This is a genomic window from Prevotella sp. C0026C3 (assembly GCF_056590795.1).
The window spans coordinates 17,416-37,788 of record NZ_JBWPWW010000017.1 but is presented as its reverse complement, the minus strand read 5'-3'; the positions used below and the strand labels follow the sequence as shown (position 1 = coordinate 37,788).

Below are 20,373 nucleotides of genomic sequence, written 5' to 3'. Positions count from 1 at the left end.
TATGAAATGATAAGAAACAAAATGAATAGCTATAAGTATATCCTCATGGCTTGTTTGTCGCTTTTGCTGTTAGTTCCTCAAACGGCAAAGGCAGGCGATGACAAGACAACTATTTTTAATCCGGTCTATACGGCCGTCACTTCTCAGACGATAGCACCCGATGCTCGTGCCGGTGGTATGGGTGATGTGGGTGCTGCTACCGATCCCGATGTGTACTCACAGTATTGGAATCCGGCTAAGTATCCTTTTACTATTTCGCGTGCCGGAGTGGCTTTGAACTATACTCCGTGGCTTCGTAAATTGGTTAACGATATTGATTTGGCCTATCTTGTAGGTTATGGACGTATCGGAGAACATAGTGCCGTGTCTGGCTCGTTGCGTTATTTCTCGCTTGGAGAAGTCACAACGAATGATGCAGCATTGACCATTCGCCCTTATGAGATGTCGGTAGATGTGGCTTATTCATTGATGTTGAGCGAGAAATTTTCTATTGGTGCTGCGGTTCGTTGGATTTATTCAGACCTCACTTACGACTATAATGAACATACCTCTCCCGGTAGTGCCTTTGCCGCAGATTTGTCGGCGTACTACCAGACTTACTTGATGCTTGGCAGCAGGGAAAGTCAATTGGGCGTGGGATTGAATATCTCGAATATCGGTAGTAAGATTAATATGGGTGGAACCTATAATGAGTTCATTCCTACCAACTTGAGATTGGGAGCCTCACTACTCGTGCCAATCGACCAATATAATAAATTCTCGGTTTCAATAGATGCCAATAAATTGCTTGTTCCCACGATTCCTAAGCAGAAAGAGGGGGAAGAGACTGTCGATTATGAGAGTCGTTTGCAAAAGGATTATTATGATGTATCAAGCATCAGTGGCATCTTTAAAAGTTTTGGCGATGCTCCCGGAGGATTCAGTGAAGAGTTGAAAGAGATTCAATGGAGCGTTGGTGGCGAATATACTTATAATGATAAGTTTACGCTTCGTGCCGGTTATCATCATCAGAATGAAAGCAAAGGCAACCTGAAATATTTCACGGTGGGTGCCGGATTCAAAATGAATGTTTTCTCACTTGATGCTGGTTACGTTATTGCAACAGCAAAGAGTAATCCCCTTGATCAGACATTGCGCATTTCTTTGGCATTTGATATGGACGGAATCAAGGATTTGTTTAAGAGATAGATAAAGAGATTAATCAAACCACTTTTATGAAAAAAGTAAATGAAATGGAGAGATTCTTTCCCCGTGTAGGTTATGGTTACGATGTACACCGATTGGTGGAAGGGCGTGATTTGTGGTTGGGTGGCATCAAGATAGACCATGAGATGGGGCTTCTAGGGCACAGTGATGCCGATGTACTCATTCATGCTATTTGCGATGCATTGCTTGGTGCTGCTAATATGCGTGATATTGGGTATCACTTCCCGGACACAGCTGCTTCCACACTCGATATAGATAGTAAGATGTTACTGCGTAAAACAATCGAATTGATAGCCTCTAAAGGATATGTATTGGGTAATATTGATGCGACCATCGTAGCAGAACGTCCCAAGATAAATCCTCACATTCCGGCTATGAAACAATGTTTGGCTGAAGTGATGGACTGCGATGAAGACCAGATTTCTATCAAAGCGACGACATCAGAGAAGATGGGGTTTGCCGGAAGAGAGGAGGGTATGGCGGCTTATGCCGTTTGTATGATTGTTAAGAGTTGAGAAATAAGGAATCATAGTTAAAAGGTAATAGGTAAGAGATTGTGGGTATAAATTATATATTACCACTACTCTTACCTATTAACTTTTATTGTTTTTGGGTATTTGTCTCTTAGAATTCTATGCAGACAGCCTTGTCTACCATGATATCTTGTTGGGTATCAGTCAGCATACCGGTTTTCTTGTCAATACTAAATACTTGAATTTTATTACTATCTCGACATGCACATAGCAAGAAACGACCGTTAGGAGTGATGTTAAAGTTGCGAGGATGGATGCCGGTATCTTGGTATCCAATCTTCGTAAGTGTTCCATCTAGTTTGTTCACTGCAAAGATAGAGATGCCATCAGCCTTCAAACGATTGCTGGCATATAGGAATTTGCCGTCGGGGGAGAGGTGAATGTCAGCACCGCCATGCCCATTTACCGAGTCGCTTTGAATCTCTTGGAGTCGTTTCATCTCTTCTCGGCCACGCTGGAATACCGTTATTGCACCCGAAATTTCGCTCATTACATAGACCGCTCTGTCAGAATAGATGATGTGGCGAGGTCCGGAATTACGTGTTAATGTGCCGGCTACGCCCATTTTTTGCAGACTTCCATCGCCTAAAACACGGAATCTTAGTAATTCGTTGGCACTGAAGTTAGAGGCCAATACTGTTTTCCCGTCAGGCGAAAGTTTGCTACAATGTACGTGAGCCGTAGCTTGGTTAGGAAAATCAGATGAAGCGGTGCTACCCTTAAACTGCTGTGACATTGGCTTCAAGGTGCCATCATCATTCATTGGGAATACACTCAGCGAGCCACCGGTATAGTTGGCTGTCATCACCACTTTGCCATTTGTCTCTATGTGGCATGGGTCTTCACCGTTGGTCGGTTGACTGTTGAGCAATACCATTTCACCGGTTTTCATGTCTAATTTGATGGCATTGATAGAAGCAGTAGCATCCGATTTTTCTGAAACAGCATACAATAATCCTTTCTGTTGACTTAGTTTGACGAATGACGGGTTATCAATAGCGAGTGTATATAGGGGAGTTGCTACTCCTGTTTTATCGTCGAAATGAAAGGTATAGATTCCTTCACTGGTTCCGTTGGTATAGGTTCCAACGATCATCATCAGTTTTTTTGCTGGACTTTTTGCAAGTCCCAGCACGATGAGAAGACATGTTAAGAGAATAGTTTTCTTTTTCATAAGTAGACAAAATTATCTCTACAAAGATAATCCTTTTGTGTGGTAATAATACATTTAAGGAGAAAAATAATAGAAAACGCCGGAGCTTATTCACAAACTTCGGCGTTTTCTTATGTTTAACTAAAACCTTTTTCTGAATAAATGAAAACCTCACGGCCTCCATCATTACCCGTTAAACAATCTATCAATTTACCTTTAAAAACCTAATAACTAAAAACCTAAATCTATTTTATTACTACTAACCTAAACAATCTATTAACCTTTTGACGTTGCAAAGATACATCGAGTTTTTGTGTGCGGCAACAATTTCTATCAACTTTGACCGAATTACCGTCTTTTTCTTGATTTATATCAACACATGTGTTCGCGCACAATGGGTAAAATCTGTGTAATAGGCATGTTCTGTAGTTGTTGTATGATGGTTGTCATAGGGCGGTAATGGTGTATCTTTTTCTCTTATTAACCGACAAGTGTAAGAAAATTCTTTTATCTTTGCGTATAAAAAGAGAACATCATGCGCGTGCTGATAGTCAATACAAGTGAGAATACAGGGGGGGCAGCAGTTGCTGCCAATCGGTTGAAAGATGCTTTGAACAACAATGGTGTAAAGGCTAAGATGCTTGTTCGCGACAAAACGACCGATGATATCACCGTTGTGAAGTTGACAAAGGGATTGTTGAATCGTTGGAATTTCCTTTGGGAGCGGTGGGTTATCTTTTGGAATACGCATTTCTCTCGTAAGCATTTATTCGAGATAGACATTGCCAACGCCGGTAATGACATCACTCAATTGCCCGAATTTCGCGAAGCCGATGTCATTCATTTGTCGTGGATTAACCAAGGAATGCTGTCTATCAAGAATATCCGGAAGATAGTTGAGAGCGGTAAACCGATTGTTTGGACACTCCACGACCTTTGGCCGGCTACGGCTATCTGTCACTATGCGCAGGGTTGTCCATCGTTCCGAACTCGTTGCCACAACTGTCGGCTGTTGCCAGGTGCTGGCTCTACGAATGATTTATCGGCTCGTGTGTGGCGTTATAAACAAGCTGTTTATGCGAAATCCAATATCACTTTTGTTACATGTAGCCGTTGGTTGGAGCAACAAGCCAAGCAGAGTGCGCTGTTGAATGGCTTGCGTGTCACCTCGATTCCCAATCCCATTGATACGCGTGTGTTCTGTATGAAAGATAAACAGGAAGCTCGAAAGCGGTTAGAATTACCACTAGACAAACGATTGATACTGTTTGTGTCGCAGCGAGTAACCGATGTACGCAAGGGTATGGACTATTTTATCGATGCCATTGATATGCTTGTTCAGCAGCATCCTGAAATGAAAGACAATACCGGGGTAGTCATCTTGGGTGGGCATTCCGAAGAAGTAGCTGATCGTTTGGCTCTGACTACTTATTCGTTGGGTTATGTGAACGATGAGCAGCGTATCGTTGATGTGTATAATTCTGCTGATATTTTTGTGCTTCCTTCGCTCGAAGACAATCTGCCCAACACCATCATGGAAGCCATGGCCTGTGGAGTACCATGTGTAGGATTCAATGTCGGTGGTATTCCGGAAGAAATTACTCACCTACAGAACGGCTATGTGGCGCAATATAAGAATACTGCAGATTTGGCTAAAGGCATCTTTTGGGTGCTTGTTAAGAGTGACAGAGAACTATTAAGCAAGCAAGCTGTGGGGCATGTATTGCGTAATTATTCTCAGCGCAGTGTAGCTATGAAGTACTCAGATGAGTATGAACAGGCGTTGGCCTCTAAACATTATGGAATATGATAACATTTACCATCGTCACGTGTACTTACTGTGCTGAACACGAGTTGCAACGAACTGTAGATAGTGTATTGCATCAATCGTATGGCGAAGTAGAACATCTCATCATCGATGGAGCTTCTAAAGATGGGACGTTGGCTATCGCCCGGAGTTATATGGAGGCTAACGAGGAGACAGGAATGCATCGGGTGGTGCTGAAATCTGAGCCCGACCGCGGTCTGTATGATGCGATGAATAAAGGTATTTTTGAGGCTACGGGCGATTATCTCATCTTCTTAAATGCCGGCGATGTGTTTCCTACGCCCGATACATTGGAATTAGTAGCCGGTCAGGTAGGTGAGGATGAGGAGTTGCCGGGTGTGCTGTATGGCGATACCGATGTGGTGAATGATGAGGGGACGTTCCTTTATCGCCGTCGTCTATCACCACCTGAACATCTCACGTGGCGCTCGTTCCGACAAGGAATGTTGGTCTGTCATCAAGCTTTTTATGCTCGTACTGATATTGCTCGTTGCAATCTTTATAACTTGGATTATCGATTATCGGCCGATGTGGATTGGTGTATTCGCATCATGAAGGATGCCGAAGGGCGTGGATTAAGTCTTCGCAATCTCCACATGGTGGTGGTCAACTACCTTGAGGGTGGTATGAGCATCAAGAATCATCGGGCTTCTTTACGCGAACGTTTCCTGATTATGTGCCATCATTATGGTTTGCTCACTACTTATTTCATGCATACTTGGTTTGTAGTGAGGGCTGTCGTGACCTCTCTTCGGGACTCTTCTAAGAAAAGAAGTGATAGATAAACCTCACCCCAGCCCTCTCCCAAGGTGAGGGGAATACAAGATGAGGAAATGATAGTTGCTTCTTTTTTATCTGTAGGGGTGAATTGCATTCACCAGTTAAAGAGTAAATCATGGTCAATCAGTTAGTCCGAAAGGATAGCTGCTTTTTTGCCTAACTGTATAAGATTAACGTTTGTAATTGAGAATATAAAGATGAAAATACTAGAAAATTGCATGTACAAGACACTGAAATATCCGTTATATTAGGAGAGGGTGATAAAGATTATATCAGTTTGACAGATATGGCAAGGTTTCGCGACAATGATCCTTTTGCCGTGATAGGGCATTGGATGCGTAACTTGAATACGATAGAGTATCTAGGTGTATGGGAGACACTACATAATATAAATTTTAAACCTACCGAATTCGATAGGTTTAAACGTGAAGCTGGTTATAATTCATTCACAATGTCACCGTAGAAATGGGTTGAATCAACTCATGCTATTGGTATTGTATCCAAATCAGGAAGATATGGAGGAACTTTTGCACATCGGGATATTGCCTTTAGTTTTGGTATGTGGTTAAGTCCTACTTTTCAATTGTACATAGTTCAAGAGTATCAACGTCTGAAAGAGAATGAAACTAATCCTTTAGCTTTAGAGTGGAATGTAAAACGTTTGCTGTCAAAGACAAACTACATCTTACATACTGATGCTATAAAGAATGTCATTATACCACGGCTTAATTTCTCTGGTTATAAGCAGCCTTTTGTTCAAAACGCCGGCTCTTTGCTTCACTGCAGTGTCGAGGCCCTATTCCGCACATGTTACTGATAAAAAACAATAAGAAATATATAATAAGTTTTTAATCGCTTGGTGACATCAAAAGAATGCGTATATTTGCAATCGTTTTAAACATAAAAAGATTGTAGATTATGAAAAGATTTTTAGTAGGTGCAGCCATGATGGTTGCCACAATAGGTTTTGTTAGTGCACAACAAGGTCAAAAAACTGATAAGAAGCCGGTAAAAACAGAATGTTGTGCAAAGAAAGATGCCAAGTGTTGTGACAAGAAAACCGCACAATGTGGCAAGGATGCTAATGCTGCTTCTTGTAAGAAGGGCGACATGAAGAAGTGCTGTTCTTCTGAAGCTAAGACCACCAAGAAGTGCAATGGCAAAAAGATGCAATGTGATACAACAGCAAGGTGCGATAAGAAGTAATTTGAAGTACAACGCATAACGGACAGCTCCTCACTTTCGGGTGGGGAGTTTTTTTTGTCCTGTGGCCTAAAATGAATAGTGGGATGCACCTCAACGGTACATCCCACTTCTTATCATAGTTATTAGAAATGTTATCGTTATGAGAATCGGATAATCTGTCCGAGGCGTAGAGAGGCATTCTTGCTAATGCGATTAAGCTTACACAATGTCTCTATAGATACTCCGCGCTGGCGCGAAATAGAGAAGAGTGTGTCGCCTGACTTCACCTTATAGTAACTCAACTGTGCGATACTATTATCTTTACTAGCGTTATCATCGTTGTTACTTCCTTTGACATCGGCACGGTCATAACGACCATTGCCAATCTTTCCACGTAGGCGTGTGGCTTCGGCCGATTCCCTTTCGTAGCTACTTTTCTTGAATATAAAGTAGTCTCCTGTAACGTCTTGGTTGCGGAAGTCGAAGAGTAGAGCCGGATTAAGAGCTACACCGCAGAGCCGAGTCTCAAAGTGTAAGTGTGAGCCTGTGCTTCGACCGGTGTTTCCACCAAGGCCGATAACCTCTCCGGCACGAACCACTTGGTTCTCTTCTACCAGTTGCTTGGAAAGGTGTCCATAGATGGTTTCCAGTCCGTTCGGGTGGCGAATGACAATATACTTGCCGTAGCCACGTCCTTCGTAATTCACGATGCGCACTTTTCCACTGAATGCCGACCGGATGGTATCGCCGATATACACTTTGATGTCCAATCCTTTATGCTGACGTCCCCAACGTAATCCGAAGTTACTAGTCACGACACGACTAGGCGTTGGCATACAGAAATGGCGGAGGCTGATACGGAATGAATCGGGCAGTTCGGTGGCTCTGTGGGCATATTTGTTATCCCACTCGCTATAAAGTTCGGCAGCCGGCGACTCCATTTGTTCGCGTTGGATGATACTCTTTAAAGCTACTGTATCGACTGTACGCATCTTTCGGTCTATGGGAGCTTGACGCGCCAATAGGTCTTGAGCCATTGCGGGAATGCAGGCTAATACGAATAATGCGGCAATTGTAATTCTTTTACTATTTGTAATCAATTTCATTGTTAATTCATAGGTTTAAATAGTATCGCGGATACAACACAAAACCGCGATAAGAGAGGCGATGAACCATACAAAAAGTTCATCAGATTGTCAACGGACTTCGCAAAGATAGTAAAAAAATGAAGAAAATATTTCCGTATTAACGAATTTTATAGGCTTTTTAACACAAAAAGTTTCAATTGTTGATAGATGTAAGAGGGTGGATTTGGACAAGATGAATAGGGGTGTCAACTGCTTTTTTCTATTTTGAAACTCAACCATTTATATATCCCAATCTCGTTGACTTAGCCATACGTCAGCATGTCAATTCACCTTGCTGCAAAGATTTGGCAGTATTGCTGCATAGACGTTTCAGTATTGTTGCATAGGCCGGTCAGCAAGACTGCGAACATCTTGCAGTAACTCAATAGGAATCCCAATGGATTTTCAAGCGATCTGGAATACAGAACAAGGACTGATGTTCTATATCACATCTTTTCTACTCTAGAAAAGCAATAATATACAATTAACATGTTGGATTCTAGTGGTCACTTCGCCTATCAGATAACTAAGGCCGACAAGCCTGAGGATTCTACAATGGGTAAATTGGTGATGACGGGCGTAGGTGACATCCCTACGAGCTTTGAAATCAATGGGGTGCTCGGTATGCGAATCCGTATAGGTTCACCGAATGATAACGACTGGAGTGTGAGTAGTGCAGCGGTGACGATTACGGCACGTGTGAACTCGTTTGACGTACCGGGTGTATATCGTGCTCCACAATACTATATCTATGTGTCGGATATTCCTGTTTATGTGACGCCTGATGCCAAGGTGTTAGCTGTTGGCGAACGTCTTACCACGGCAAACCACGAAACCGACATTGAAATGACAATGGGTGGATGGAAAGACGGCGTAGGGCCGTACAACAAAACGAGCGATTCTGAGACTATCCAACTCATCGATCAATGGAAGACTTCAAAGGAAGATTTGGTAGGATATCCGCTTGATGGTTTCAGATACCAGTCGCAAGGAGCGCAGAATCCAACCGATGAATTCAGTCAACCTTATACGGAAAGCGGCCAGCAATCGAAGCCCGGAAACCTTCCGGCACGTGGTACTTACTTGCGATTTGAGCCACGTGAGAGTGGTACCCTGATGGTATATGTGTTCCAAAAAGGTTCGAAGCTAGGCTTTTGTGGCTTTGCTTTCGTGCCGGAAGGCTGGACTCCGGAGAGTGGTGTGGATCGTGTACGTGTAAAAGCTGATGCTGTGACGCTCTCAGGTAAGGATGCTTACAAGGCGCCGGGCGATATAGAGAATGCCGAGGTGACCTTGTTGCGTAAGTTCAAGAAAGACTATTGGACTACCATCTGTTTGCCGTTCAGCGTACAGGAGACTGAGTTCAAGAAGATATTCGGTGAGAATGCTGTTATCTGTACATTCGATAAGATAATAAAACTAAACTTGACGGGTGAAGAACAGAATGTGCTACATCTTCGTCAACATGTATATCACATGATAGAGGCGGGTGTACCTTACTTCTTAAAGTCTGCTGTCGTTCTTGAACAAGTAGTGTTCTCAAATGCCAGTTTCGAGAGCCATATACAGCCGGAGTTTTTCTATAGTGCACAGATGGATGGTTTCCAAAGTAAGGGTATCTATAGTCCTACGAAATTACCGGAGTATAGCTATATTCTCAATGGGCAGTTTACGCGTCGTACAGGAGGTTATCTCTTGAATGGATATCGTGCTTATTTGGAAAATCTTGCAGATGCTGCGGGTGATTTAACTACTGCTGCCGGTGCCAAGTTAATGCCTTTTTCCGGCTTCGACGACCTCACGACAGGTATTGATGACATTGTAGTGGAGACCGGAGATACGGCAAATCCTTATACAAACGGTGTACTTGATTTGCAAGGACGCAAGGTTGCGGACTATGCAAATGCTGTGAAACAGTTACCTAAGGGTGTGTATATCGTGAATGGAAAGAAAATAGTTGTACGATAGAAGAGGAGGTATTAGAAATGAAGAAGAAATATGTAAGTCCTACACTCCGTTTAGTCATTGTATACGTAGAGCAGCATTTGCTGCAAGGCTCAAAAGGAAAAGTAGACAATGTAATTATCGATGATACAACTACCGGATTGCATTGGGCAGGCCCGACCATTGGTGGAGACGATTCGGAAGTAGATCCTGATTTGTAAAAGTCTTCTCTTTAGAAGACCCTAAATAAAGAAATAATGAAAAGAGATGATGGCTTAAAGCCATCATCTCTTTGTTGTTTAAGGATAATGAAAGATTTGCGAACTTTCTATCGTCCAATCCACTTTAATTCTGAAGTCCCTTGTTTAAGCCCCTATGGAGGCCCTACGATATGGCTGCCCAATTGATATTAGTGCGTCGAAGCTCCTTTAGGCGATTCCAAAGGATGGCATTTTGAGGGCTCTGACAGCCGGGGTCGGCATCAATAATCTTCTGTGCCTCATTGCGAGCGAGTTGTACTATCTGCCCGTCACGAGCTATATCGGCAATCTTGAGGTCGAAGGCTATACCGCTCTGTTGTGTTCCTTCCAAGTCGCCGGGACCACGTAGCTTCAGGTCGGCCTCTGCTATTTCGAAACCATCGTTGGTTCCACACATGATATCAATGCGTTTTCGGCTCTCGTCGGCCAGCTTGTAGTGGGTCACAAGAATGCAATACGACTGCTTAGCACCGCGTCCCACGCGTCCTCGCAATTGATGCAATTGCGACAGACCAAAGCGCTGTGCGTCGAGAATCACCATTACCGAGGCATTCGGAACGTTTACACCCACCTCTATCACAGTGGTTGCCACGAGTATCTGTGTCTCTCCTTTCACAAACCGAGCCATCTCTTCTTCCTTTTCTTTCGACTTCATCTGTCCATGAATCTTGCTCAGTTTGAATTCCGGGAATACCTCGCGTAATGTTTCATATCCCTCTTCCAGATTCTTTAGGTCGCTTTTCTCGCTCTCTTTGATGAGTGGAAATACGATGTAAGCCTGTTGCCCTTGTCGTATCTGTTGGCGTATTCCGTTGTACAGACTTGTCGTTTGCGTGTCGTATTTATGGACGGTCATGATGGGTTTACGCCCCGGTGGCAACTCATCTATTACACTTACGTCCAAATCACCGTATATTGTCATGGCCAAAGTACGCGGTATCGGTGTGGCTGTCATCACGAGAATATGAGGCGGATTTTCCGCTTTCGACCATAAACGCGCACGTTGCTCTACGCCAAAACGATGTTGCTCGTCGACCACAGCAAGTCCTAATCGGGCAAACTGCACCGTATCTTCGATGATGGCATGTGTTCCGGCGAGTATTTTTACCTCGCCGTTTTTCAGTCCTTCCAGCACTTCGCGACGTTTCTTCCCTTTTACCACGCCTGTCAACAACTCGCAACGAATATCCATTCCGTGCAGAAATTCGCGGATGGTAGCCAAGTGTTGCTCGGCTAAAATTTCCGTTGGTGCCATGATACAAGCTTGATATCCGTTGTCAATAGCAATGAGCATGGACATCAGAGCGACGAGTGTCTTGCCCGATCCCACGTCGCCTTGTAACAAACGATTCATTTGTCGCCCGCTCTTCATGTCGTCTCTAATCTCGTGCATCACGCGTTTTTGCGCTCCGGTAAGCGGAAATGGCAAGTTGTGATGGTAGAAATCGTTGAACTCTTTACCCACATGGGCAAAGATGTTACCGCGATATTTACGGCGATGGTCGCTGGCATAGCGCAGAATGTTGAGTTGGACGAAGAAGAGTTCTTCAAATTTCAAGCGCACTTGAGCGCGTTGTAAGCGATCTATACTCTGTGGATAATGGATGGTGCGGAAAGCCTCTTCACGCGGAATTAAATGGAGTGATTCAGTGATGAAAGGCGGTAGGGTCTCCGGAATACTGCTTTCCGGTAACTTGTCGATGAGCGTACGAGTGAGTTTTTCAATGTTGCGCGATGTCATCCCGTGGTCTTTCATCTTGTCGGAAGTGTGGTAATACGGTTGCATTCCCATCTGTCCGAGTTGCAGATTATCGGCCGGTTCTATCTCTGGGTGGGCGAACTGGTAGCGTCCTTGATACACCGTAGGCTTGCCGAAGACGATGTACTCCACACCTATCTTATACGTCTTGTAGATGTATTGTGCCCCTCTGAACCATACCAAATCAACCACACCACATCCGTCGGAGAAGTGGGCCACCACGCGTTTCTTACGTCCTCCCATTGAGAACTCGTCAAAACTAAGGATGCGTCCTTTGATTTGGACGAATGGTAGTGTACCGCTAAGTTCGTTGATAGGATAGATATGTGTACGGTCTACATATTTATATGGGTAGTGTTGCAATAGGTCATACCATGTCGTGATGCCGAGTTCCTTGCTCAGCATCTCTTTCTTCTTGGGGCCAACACCTGGAAGATACATGATATCTTGTGATAGAATGGAATACATAGCACCTAATGCGACCTCTCCCTTGTTCCTCTCCCTAGAAGAGGGGGAGTCTTTATGTAATGCGTTGTTATTTTTTTATGAATTCAATTTCTTACTAAACTCTCAGCAACCATCAAGTCATAAGGCGTGGTAAGTTTGATGTTCTCGCGGTTTCCCTCGACGATTGCCACGTTGCATCCAAGGCTTTCTACCACCGAAGCATCGTCTGTGAACGAGTCTCGATAAGGTTGGTTGAAGGCTTGACGTAGCAACGCGATGTCGAACACCTGCGGTGTTTGGACGATGCGATAATCACTTCGTTGCACGTTGTGCCCTCCTTCGTGGCTATCTACATAGCGAAGTGTGTCTATAACAGGCATTACCGGAATAGCAGCGTATTCTTCTTCGGCAGCTTCGTAGCATCGTTCGATGGTTTCCAACGATACGAAAGGACGCACACCATCGTGTATGCCTGCGAGTCCTTCTGCATCGGTCGGGATAGCAGAGAGTCCGTTTTTAGACGACTCAAAACGCGTACTGCCACCATCCACTATCGTATGTGCGATGTGGAAGTCGTGTTCCCGACATAGTTGTTGCCAATATTCGTGCTGGTCGTGTGGTAATACGAGGATGATTCCCATGTCTGAATCGTACTCATGGAATCGCTCAATAGTGCGCATGAGTACCGGTTTCCCTGCCACGGGTAGAAACTGTTTGGGTATCTCTCCACCCATTCGGAGGCCTTTTCCTCCTGCTACAATGATGATATAGTTCATATTTCCGTTTTCCAATCTTCCATCCTTGAGGGTGGGTGTGGACTATTTGTTATCTATGGATTCTGTTCGCGATTCTTCTTTTATAGCCAGTTTGTGGCAAAGATAAGTTTGTTACATCCTTATGAGACGGTAGACCTACCGTCTCTACAGTTGTAACTCCACCTCAATCTTAATCTTGTATCTCTAATTGTCAACTTAGAGAGCTCCCTTGCCTTTGCTAATGGGGAGTACCTATCGGCACTCTAACCTTTATGATTCTTTCTCTCCCAGCGGTTTTCGCTTTGCTCCAACCATCGGCTAACGCTGGTATAGCCACTTTGTGGCTCGCTGTTTGCCTTATTTCTTAACACCAAGGACAAATACTACTCGCCCCAACGGACAACAAATGAAGCTACTGAATACCCTCATTCTGCCCTCCCTCTCCTTGGTAGAAGGGCAGGGAGAGATCCTTATTAATCCTCCCTCCCCTTTTGGGGAGGGTTGGGGTGGGGCTTTACTTCCTCTCCATCAGGTGTGCATACTGCATCTTTACCTCATAGTTTTTCACGCGTTCGTCGCCTATGAAGTAGCTTAGGATGCGATAAGCATAGGGGAATGTGGCAGCCGGACCTTCGCCTGTGATGATGTTTCCATCCTCTTGGAAGAGTTGAGCGGTGTATTCTGCACCGTCCATATACTTCTCGAAGCCCGGTGAGCAAGTTGCTTTACGACCATGCAACAGGCCTAGACTGCCGAGAACCATGGGTGCGGCACAGATGGCACCGATACGTTTGCCTTTGGCATTCTGTTCGGTTAAGGCCTTGCGCACGCCCTCGTGCTCGTTCAGATTGGTTGCTCCGGGTAGTCCACCCGGCAACAATAGCATGTCAGCATCGCTTAAATCGGCGTTCTCGAACAATAAATCGGCTTTGATAGTGACGCCGTGTGATGAAGTCACCAGTTCTGAGCCGGTTACGCTTACGGTCTGGATAGCGACTCCACCGCGACGCAAGATGTCTACCGGAAGCAAGGCTTCGATCTCTTCGAAACCGTCAGCTAGAAATTCATATACTTTTGCCATAATTCTTAAACTATATAATGCTTTGTCCGTAAAAAATACTATTTTTGCATAGTTAATGTATTTGCAAATATACTAAATGTTTGTGATTTAGTGGTGTTTGACGGCTATTAAAGAATCAAAAATATAATGATAATGTCAGGTCAGCAACTTCGTTTCGCCATTTTCGGAAACAGTTATCAAGCCAGCAAGGCCACTTGTGCGGAGAATATTCTTGGCGAGTTGCATGCACGCGGCGCTGAAGTCTATATGGAGCGCAGTTTTTATAATGTCTTGACACTGCAAGGAAAGCTATCTATTCAGGTGTCTGGCATCTTCGATGACTACAATTTCGATGTAGACTATGTGGTCTCTATCGGTGGAGACGGGACTTTCTTGAAGGCTGCTAAGAAGGTGGGAGCCAAGGCAATCCCTATCGTTGGAGTTAACATGGGGCGTCTTGGATTCTTGGCCGACGTGTTGCCGAGCGAGATAAAAGAGGCTTTCGACGAGATATATGAGGGGCGTTGTAAGGTGGAAGAACATACGGTGTTGCAGCTGATAACCGATGGTGAACCATTGGAAGGCTGTCCTTTCGCCCTCAACGACATTGCGGTGCTGAAACGAGATACGGCTTCGATGATTTCTATTCACACCAGTGTAGACGATGAATTCCTTGTCACTTATCAGGCAGATGGACTTGTGGTGTCTACACCTACGGGTAGTACGGCTTACAATTTGTCGAATGGTGGTCCCATTATTGCTCCCCATACCAATAGTATCTGTATGACACCGGTGGCTCCACACAGCCTAAACATCCGTCCTATTGTCATTGGTGACGACCGAGAGATAACGATAGAGGTGGAGAGTAGGTCGCATAATTATCTCGTAGCTATTGATGGTCGCTCGGAGAAATTGCTCGAAAGTACGCGCCTTATCATTCGTAAAGCACCTTACACCGTTCGCATCGTGCAGAGAAACAAGCATCGTTACTCTGCCACACTGCGTGAGAAGTTGATGTGGGGAGCTGATCAAAGGGGATAGAAGCCCCCCCTGACCCTTCCCAAAGGTGGAGGGAGTGTTAATAAGAACCTCACCCCAGCCCTCTCCTAAGGAGAGGGAGTGCAGAATGAAAGATTGGGCTACAACTGTAGAGACGGTAGGCCTACCGTCTCATAAGGAGAAAAGGTAATCGTAAAGTCCTAAGTTGCCTTTCTTCCCTACCTTGTTTTATATAATAAATAGAAAGTATGAACATACGAAACTTACTGCATATCCCACCGGCTAAATATCCCATCCGTACCATATTAAAATGGTTATGGCGGTCATGGCACGGCAATCACACGCAAGCGGTGCTGAATGCCATCGTGGGTTTGCTGTCTGTGGGCATCAGCTTGTTGCAGGTTTGGGCTGTACAACATGCCATTGATGTGGCTTCGGGAGTGGTAGAGGGGAGTCTGTACGTAGCCATCGGCTTGATGGGAGGGCTGATACTCTGCGACTTTTCCATGTCTGTTGCTACCGTATGGATACGCAATGTACTAGGTATCAAAGCCCAGAACAGGATGCAACAACGGATGCTCGGCCGTATTCTGAGGTCGGTATGGGGTGGTCGCGAACAGTTCCATTCGGGCGATGTATTGAACCGTTTGGAGATGGATGTGAATAATGTGGTGAACTTCCTGACTGAGGTGATACCCAATACACTATCTGTTGTGGCCATGTTTGTGGGTGCTTTCTGCTATCTTTTCTCTATGGATAAATGGCTGGCTGTGGCTATTGTAGCCATATTACCCATTTTCTTGTCGGTAAGCAAACTCTATATTGGACGCATGCGCAACCTCACCCGACAGGTAAGAGAGAGCGATAGCAAGGTACAAAGTTTGTTGCAAGAGACCTTACAACATCGCATGCTTATCAAAACATTGGAGAGCGACGACACCATGATAGACCTATTGGAAGGGCAACAAGGTGAATTGCGTCGCCGTGTGATGCACCGTACACGGTTTAGTGTGTTCAGTTATCTGATGGTGAACTTCGGCTTTTCAGTAGGTTATCTGCTCGCTTTCTTCTGGGCAGCCGTCCGTTTGGCGGCGCATACCCTGTCATTTGGCGGTATGACGGCGTTCCTCCAACTGGTCAACAGAATCCAAAAACCGGCGCGAAATCTCGTGAATCTAGTACCCACTTTCGTCTCTGTCTTCACGGCAGCAGAACGTTTGATGGAGTTGGAAGAGAACCCTTTGGAAGAACAAGGAGATGCTGTGGAGATGCCGTCACCCTGTGGTATTCGCCTACGGAACGTCACTTACGGTTACGACGATGCCGAAAACAATGTCATCGAGCATCTAGACTTTGATTTCAAACCCGGAACATGCACAGGTGTGAAAGGCGAGACAGGCGCCGGAAAGACCACCCTGATTCGGATGTTGTTGGCCTTAGTGGCACCCAAAGAAGGACAAATAGATATCTATCATGGTGACCGTAGCGAGCGACTATCGCCCCTACATCGTTGCAATTTTGTCTATGTGCCGCAAGGCAATACGCTGTTGAGCGGTACCATTCGCGATAACTTACTGTTGGGTAAAGTCGATGCCACCGACGAAGAATTGGAAGATGTATTACAACAGAGTTGTGCCGACTTTGTATTCGACCTGCCCGACGGACTTGATACCGTTTGTGGAGAGCAGGGAGCGGGACTGAGTGAAGGACAGGCACAGCGTATCGGGATAGCTCGAAGTCTTTTGCGACCGGGCAGCATCCTCGTGTTTGATGAGGCTACCTCAGCACTTGACCTTGATACGGAGAGGGAGTTGCTACAGCATATATTATCATCTCACCATAAGACGGTGATATTTATAACGCATCGTCCGGCTGTGCTTGATTATTGTAATCAAATCCTTCAAATCAATAAAATTCCGAGTTAATGTGCGAAAATTGAGTTGCGCTGCAACTTACCAGTCTACTATGACGTCAAAAAGCTATATGATTCATCTCAACGATATTAATAAAACCTACTTCGGGGCACAACCGCTTCACGTGTTGAAAGGTATCAGTCTCGATATTGAAGAGGGAGAATTCGTCTCTATTATGGGCGCTTCGGGTTCTGGAAAATCCACTCTTCTGAATATATTAGGTATTCTTGACAACTATGATACCGGTGAATATACATTGGCCGGAACGCTTATCAAGAATCTATCAGAGAAGCGTGCGGCCGAATACCGTAATCGCTTTATCGGCTTTATCTTTCAAAGTTTCAACCTGATAGGGTTCAAGACAGCTGTGGAGAATGTGGAGTTGCCTTTGTTCTATCAAGGTGTTTGGCGCAAGCAACGGCATCGTATGGCCATGGAATACCTCGACAGACTGGGATTGACACAGTGGGCTGAGCACTATCCCAATGAACTTTCGGGCGGTCAGAAGCAACGTGTGGCTATTGCACGGGCGCTTATCACGCAACCCAGAGTGATATTGGCCGATGAACCGACGGGTGCTTTGGATTCTAAAACCAGTGTAGAGGTGATGGAATTGTTGAAGCAATTGCATGCCGACGAACATAAAACGATAGTTGTAGTGACGCACGAAAGCGGTGTAGCCAACGAGACTGATAAGATTATTCATATCAAAGACGGACTCATAGGAAGTATCGAAGAGAACATCGACCACAAGGCTAGTCCGTTCGGAATCAATGGATATATGAAGTAATGCGAGCATCATGAGAGATATAATTGCCGAAATATGGTCTACTAGTAAGCGCAATAAGCTGCGTACAACGCTCACAGGTTTTGCGGTGGCATGGGGTATCTTTATGCTCATCTTCCTGCTGGGAGCGGGCAACGGACTCATCCATGCCACGGAAGAGAACTCCGGTAGATTTCTCGATAACTCCATGGTGGTGTTTGGCGGACAGACTTCCAAAGGCTATCAAGGATTAAAAGAAGGTAGGCAAATAGCCTTGAATGATGCTGATATGAACACCACAAAGAAACGATATAGCAAGAATATGTTGAATGTGGGGGCTAAAATATCGGCCGGCAGCATTAATGTGGCATTGGGAGAAAACTATATTTCGAGTACGTTGCAGGGTGTTCATGCCAACTATGCAGAGATAGATAAGAAAGAAATGCTTTACGGCCGTTTCATCAATGAGCTTGATAATGAGGACACTCGTAAGGTAATGGTTATCAGTGAGAGTCAGGCCAAGGAGTTGATGCCGGGACATATAGATCGTTTGGTGGGTCGGTATGTGAAGGTAGATAGTTTGGCTTACCACGTGATAGGTATCTATAAGAGTGATCAAAGTGAGATGAATGCCGACTGTTATGCCCCGTTTAATACCGTACGTGTGATTTATCAAAAAGGTGATAAAGTGGGGAATATCGTCTTTGCTTTCCAAGGTTTGGAGACCGAGAAAGCCAATAAAGATTTTGAAGAATCCTATAGAGCCAGTCTCAATAGAAACCATCAGGCTGCTCCTGACGATGAAGAGGCCGTCTGGATATGGAATAGATTCACCCAAGCATTGCAGATGAACACCGGTATGGGCATTATCCGAACCGCTCTTTGGGTTATAGGTATCTTCACACTATTAAGTGGTATCGTGGGCGTATCGAATATTATGCTCATTACAGTCAAAGAACGTACACGCGAGTTTGGTATCCGTAAGGCCATCGGAGCGAAGCCTTCATCCATCTTAAAGCTCATTATTATCGAGAGTGTTATCATTACTACGTTCTTCGGGTACATTGGTATGATGATGGGAATGGTGGCTAATCAAATTATGGATGCCACTATCGGGCACGAAAAGATAGATTCCGGGCTGTTCACTTTGCAGATGTTTGTTAATCCGACAGTTGGTTTCGACGTGTGTGTGGAAGCGACTTTGGTGATGGTATTGGCCGGAACGTTGGCCGGATTGATTCCCGCTCGTAAGGCAGCACATATTAGACCGATTGAAGCATTAAGGGCTGAATAACGCTATGAGGATAGATTTAGATACATACAAAGAAATACTCGATACGCTCACACGCAATAAGAGCCGTTCGTTCTTGACTGGATTCGGTATCTTTTGGGGGGTGTTCATGCTGGTAGCCCTTATCGGTGGTGGCAACGGAATGAAGGAAATGCTGTCTAAAAACTTCTCCGGATTTGCCTCAAATTCCGCTATTATCTTTGCACAGAATACCACGAAGGCGTATGCCGGTTATCGGAAAGGCCGTTCATGGTATATGGATTACAAGGATGTGGAGCGTCTGAAAGCGCAGATTCCGGAGATAGATATAGTCTCACCGATGCTCAGTCAATGGGGCAGATTTGCCGTTGTGGGCGATAAGAAAGCTTCGTGTACGGTGAAAGGATTGCAAGCTGACTATGTGAAAGTGGAAGAACCGCAGATTTACTATGGCCGCTATCTAAATCAAATGGATATACAGCAGGGGCGTAAAGTGTGTGTAATAGGCAAGAAAGTGTATAAGACGCTCTTCCCAAATGGTGGAGATCCTTGTGGACAATTGGTGCGTATAGATTCCATCTATTATAATATTGTGGGTGTAGATTATAGTACCGGTAACATAAGTATCAATGGAAGCACGCAAGAGAGTGTCATTATCCCTATTACAATGATGCGCCAAGCCTACAACACGGGAGACCAAGTACATCTTATTTGCGTTACGGGAAAGCGCGGAGTGAAGATGGGTGAGATTACCAATCGGATGCGTGAAGTGGTTGCAAGAGCCCATCGCGTGGATCCAACTGACGAGAAGGCTATTACGATATTCAATACCGAAGTGATGTTTGGTATGGTAGATAACTTGTTCCAAGGCGTCAATTTCCTCATTTGGTTGGTGGGAATAGGAACTTTATTGGCTGGAGCCATCGGGGTATCTAATATCATGATGGTGACTGTAAGGGAACGAACGACCGAGATAGGCATTCGTCGTGCTATCGGAGCAACCCCCTGTAACATCCTCGGACAAATCATCTCAGAGAGTGTATTGCTTACGGCTGTGGCGGGGATGAGCGGCATTCTCTTTGCCGTACTCATCCTTCAGTTGCTCGAAATGGGTAATACTACCGGTGGAGTAGTCTCAGCTCATTTCCAAGTGGGCTTCTGGACAGCTTTGGGAGCAACGGTTTTCATCAGTATCTTAGGCGTATTGGCAGGCTTGGCACCTGCCGGAAGAGCTATGAGTATCAAACCGGTAGATGCTATGAGAGATGAGTAAAGCCCCCACCTCGGCTCTTCCCAAAGGGGGAGAGAGACGATATTGAAGTGCTGAAACAATGAACATAAAATAATAAACAACTACTTCTATCCCCTTGTTTCTCTATGATTAGAGG

17 protein-coding genes and 1 pseudogene are annotated in these 20,373 nt (G+C 44.9%); 13 read left to right on the top strand and 5 right to left on the bottom strand.

The annotated features are described in order from the left end of the window. Positions 1 to 21 precede the first annotated feature (21 nt). Both porV and ispF read left to right on the top strand, forming a co-directional pair. Positions 22 to 1,188: a type IX secretion system outer membrane channel protein PorV gene (porV, locus tag AC1EK4_RS09985; protein ID WP_480358120.1), complete on the top strand. Its 1,167-nt coding sequence runs from the start codon at positions 22 to 24 to the stop codon at positions 1,186 to 1,188. A 26-nt stretch (positions 1,189 to 1,214) separates the two neighbouring features. Further along, positions 1,215 to 1,721, top strand: a complete 507-nt coding sequence (gene ispF, locus AC1EK4_RS09980) for a 2-C-methyl-D-erythritol 2,4-cyclodiphosphate synthase (protein WP_480358118.1) — start codon at positions 1,215 to 1,217, stop codon at positions 1,719 to 1,721. Between the two features lie 109 nt (positions 1,722 to 1,830). On the opposite strand, the gene AC1EK4_RS09975 is transcribed toward ispF, so the two are convergent. Beyond that, positions 1,831 to 2,838, bottom strand: coding sequence for a lactonase family protein (locus AC1EK4_RS09975; RefSeq protein WP_231725634.1), 1,008 nt, complete (start codon positions 2,836 to 2,838; stop codon positions 1,831 to 1,833). 589 nt (positions 2,839 to 3,427) lie between these two features. Here AC1EK4_RS09975 and AC1EK4_RS09970 point away from each other — a divergent pair. The 4 genes and pseudogenes from AC1EK4_RS09970 to AC1EK4_RS09955 all read left to right on the top strand — a co-directional run bounded on the left by AC1EK4_RS09970 (position 3,428) and on the right by AC1EK4_RS09955 (position 6,706). Continuing rightward, a complete protein-coding gene (locus AC1EK4_RS09970; RefSeq protein ID WP_480358117.1) occupies positions 3,428 to 4,702 on the top strand; it encodes a glycosyltransferase family 4 protein in 1,275 nt (424 codons plus the stop codon). Continuing rightward, positions 4,699 to 5,505 (top strand): glycosyltransferase family 2 protein, encoded by an 807-nt coding sequence (locus AC1EK4_RS09965; protein WP_480358115.1) that lies wholly within the window; start codon positions 4,699 to 4,701, stop codon positions 5,503 to 5,505. The genes AC1EK4_RS09970 and AC1EK4_RS09965 overlap by 4 nt, the downstream gene beginning before the upstream one ends. A 209-nt stretch (positions 5,506 to 5,714) precedes the next feature. Further along, positions 5,715 to 6,317, top strand: a pseudogene (locus tag AC1EK4_RS09960) (KilA-N domain-containing protein). 101 nt (positions 6,318 to 6,418) lie between these two features. Then, positions 6,419 to 6,706 (top strand): hypothetical protein, encoded by a 288-nt coding sequence (locus AC1EK4_RS09955; RefSeq protein ID WP_036896641.1) that lies wholly within the window; start codon positions 6,419 to 6,421, stop codon positions 6,704 to 6,706. A gap of 137 nt (positions 6,707 to 6,843) precedes the next feature. On the opposite strand, the gene AC1EK4_RS09950 is transcribed toward AC1EK4_RS09955, so the two are convergent. Further along, positions 6,844 to 7,791 carry a peptidoglycan DD-metalloendopeptidase family protein gene (locus tag AC1EK4_RS09950; protein WP_036896640.1) on the bottom strand — a complete coding sequence of 316 codons (948 nt, stop codon included), beginning with the start codon at positions 7,789 to 7,791 and terminating at the stop codon, positions 6,844 to 6,846. A gap of 510 nt (positions 7,792 to 8,301) precedes the next feature. Between AC1EK4_RS09950 and AC1EK4_RS09945 the strand changes: the two genes are divergently transcribed. After that, a complete protein-coding gene (locus AC1EK4_RS09945; protein ID WP_480358114.1) occupies positions 8,302 to 9,780 on the top strand; it encodes a hypothetical protein in 1,479 nt (492 codons plus the stop codon). A 17-nt stretch (positions 9,781 to 9,797) separates the two neighbouring features. Further along, positions 9,798 to 9,977 (top strand): hypothetical protein, encoded by a 180-nt coding sequence (locus AC1EK4_RS09940; protein WP_062434489.1) that lies wholly within the window; start codon positions 9,798 to 9,800, stop codon positions 9,975 to 9,977. Positions 9,978 to 10,140: 163 nt separating this feature from the next. Here AC1EK4_RS09940 and recG read toward each other — a convergent pair whose 3' ends face one another. The 3 genes from recG to AC1EK4_RS09925 all read right to left on the bottom strand — a co-directional run bounded on the left by recG (position 10,141) and on the right by AC1EK4_RS09925 (position 14,058). Next, the gene (recG, locus tag AC1EK4_RS09935) at positions 10,141 to 12,243 is read right to left on the bottom strand and encodes an ATP-dependent DNA helicase RecG (RefSeq protein WP_480358112.1); all 2,103 of its coding nucleotides are present in this window, start codon (positions 12,241 to 12,243) and stop codon (positions 10,141 to 10,143) included. 83 nt (positions 12,244 to 12,326) lie between these two features. Next, a complete protein-coding gene (locus tag AC1EK4_RS09930; RefSeq protein WP_036896637.1) occupies positions 12,327 to 12,998 on the bottom strand; it encodes a 2-C-methyl-D-erythritol 4-phosphate cytidylyltransferase in 672 nt (223 codons plus the stop codon). Between the two features lie 493 nt (positions 12,999 to 13,491). Beyond that, positions 13,492 to 14,058, bottom strand: a complete 567-nt coding sequence (locus tag AC1EK4_RS09925) for a DJ-1 family glyoxalase III (protein WP_036896636.1) — start codon at positions 14,056 to 14,058, stop codon at positions 13,492 to 13,494. A 132-nt stretch (positions 14,059 to 14,190) separates the two neighbouring features. Between AC1EK4_RS09925 and AC1EK4_RS09920 the strand changes: the two genes are divergently transcribed. From AC1EK4_RS09920 to AC1EK4_RS09900, 5 genes are all read left to right on the top strand, one after another. After that, positions 14,191 to 15,078: an NAD kinase gene (locus tag AC1EK4_RS09920; protein WP_036896635.1), complete on the top strand. Its 888-nt coding sequence runs from the start codon at positions 14,191 to 14,193 to the stop codon at positions 15,076 to 15,078. A 206-nt stretch (positions 15,079 to 15,284) separates the two neighbouring features. Then, positions 15,285 to 16,961 carry an ABC transporter ATP-binding protein gene (locus AC1EK4_RS09915; RefSeq protein WP_480358109.1) on the top strand — a complete coding sequence of 559 codons (1,677 nt, stop codon included), beginning with the start codon at positions 15,285 to 15,287 and terminating at the stop codon, positions 16,959 to 16,961. Between the two features lie 58 nt (positions 16,962 to 17,019). Further along, positions 17,020 to 17,739 (top strand): ABC transporter ATP-binding protein, encoded by a 720-nt coding sequence (locus AC1EK4_RS09910; RefSeq protein ID WP_480358107.1) that lies wholly within the window; start codon positions 17,020 to 17,022, stop codon positions 17,737 to 17,739. A 10-nt stretch (positions 17,740 to 17,749) separates the two neighbouring features. Beyond that, on the top strand, positions 17,750 to 19,009 hold the full coding sequence (locus AC1EK4_RS09905; protein ID WP_480358106.1) for an ABC transporter permease: 1,260 nt from the start codon (positions 17,750 to 17,752) through the stop codon (positions 19,007 to 19,009). A gap of 4 nt (positions 19,010 to 19,013) precedes the next feature. Further along, complete coding sequence (locus tag AC1EK4_RS09900; RefSeq protein WP_036896632.1) at positions 19,014 to 20,258, top strand: ABC transporter permease; 1,245 nt, start codon at positions 19,014 to 19,016, stop codon at positions 20,256 to 20,258. The last annotated feature ends 115 nt before the right edge of the window (positions 20,259 to 20,373 follow it).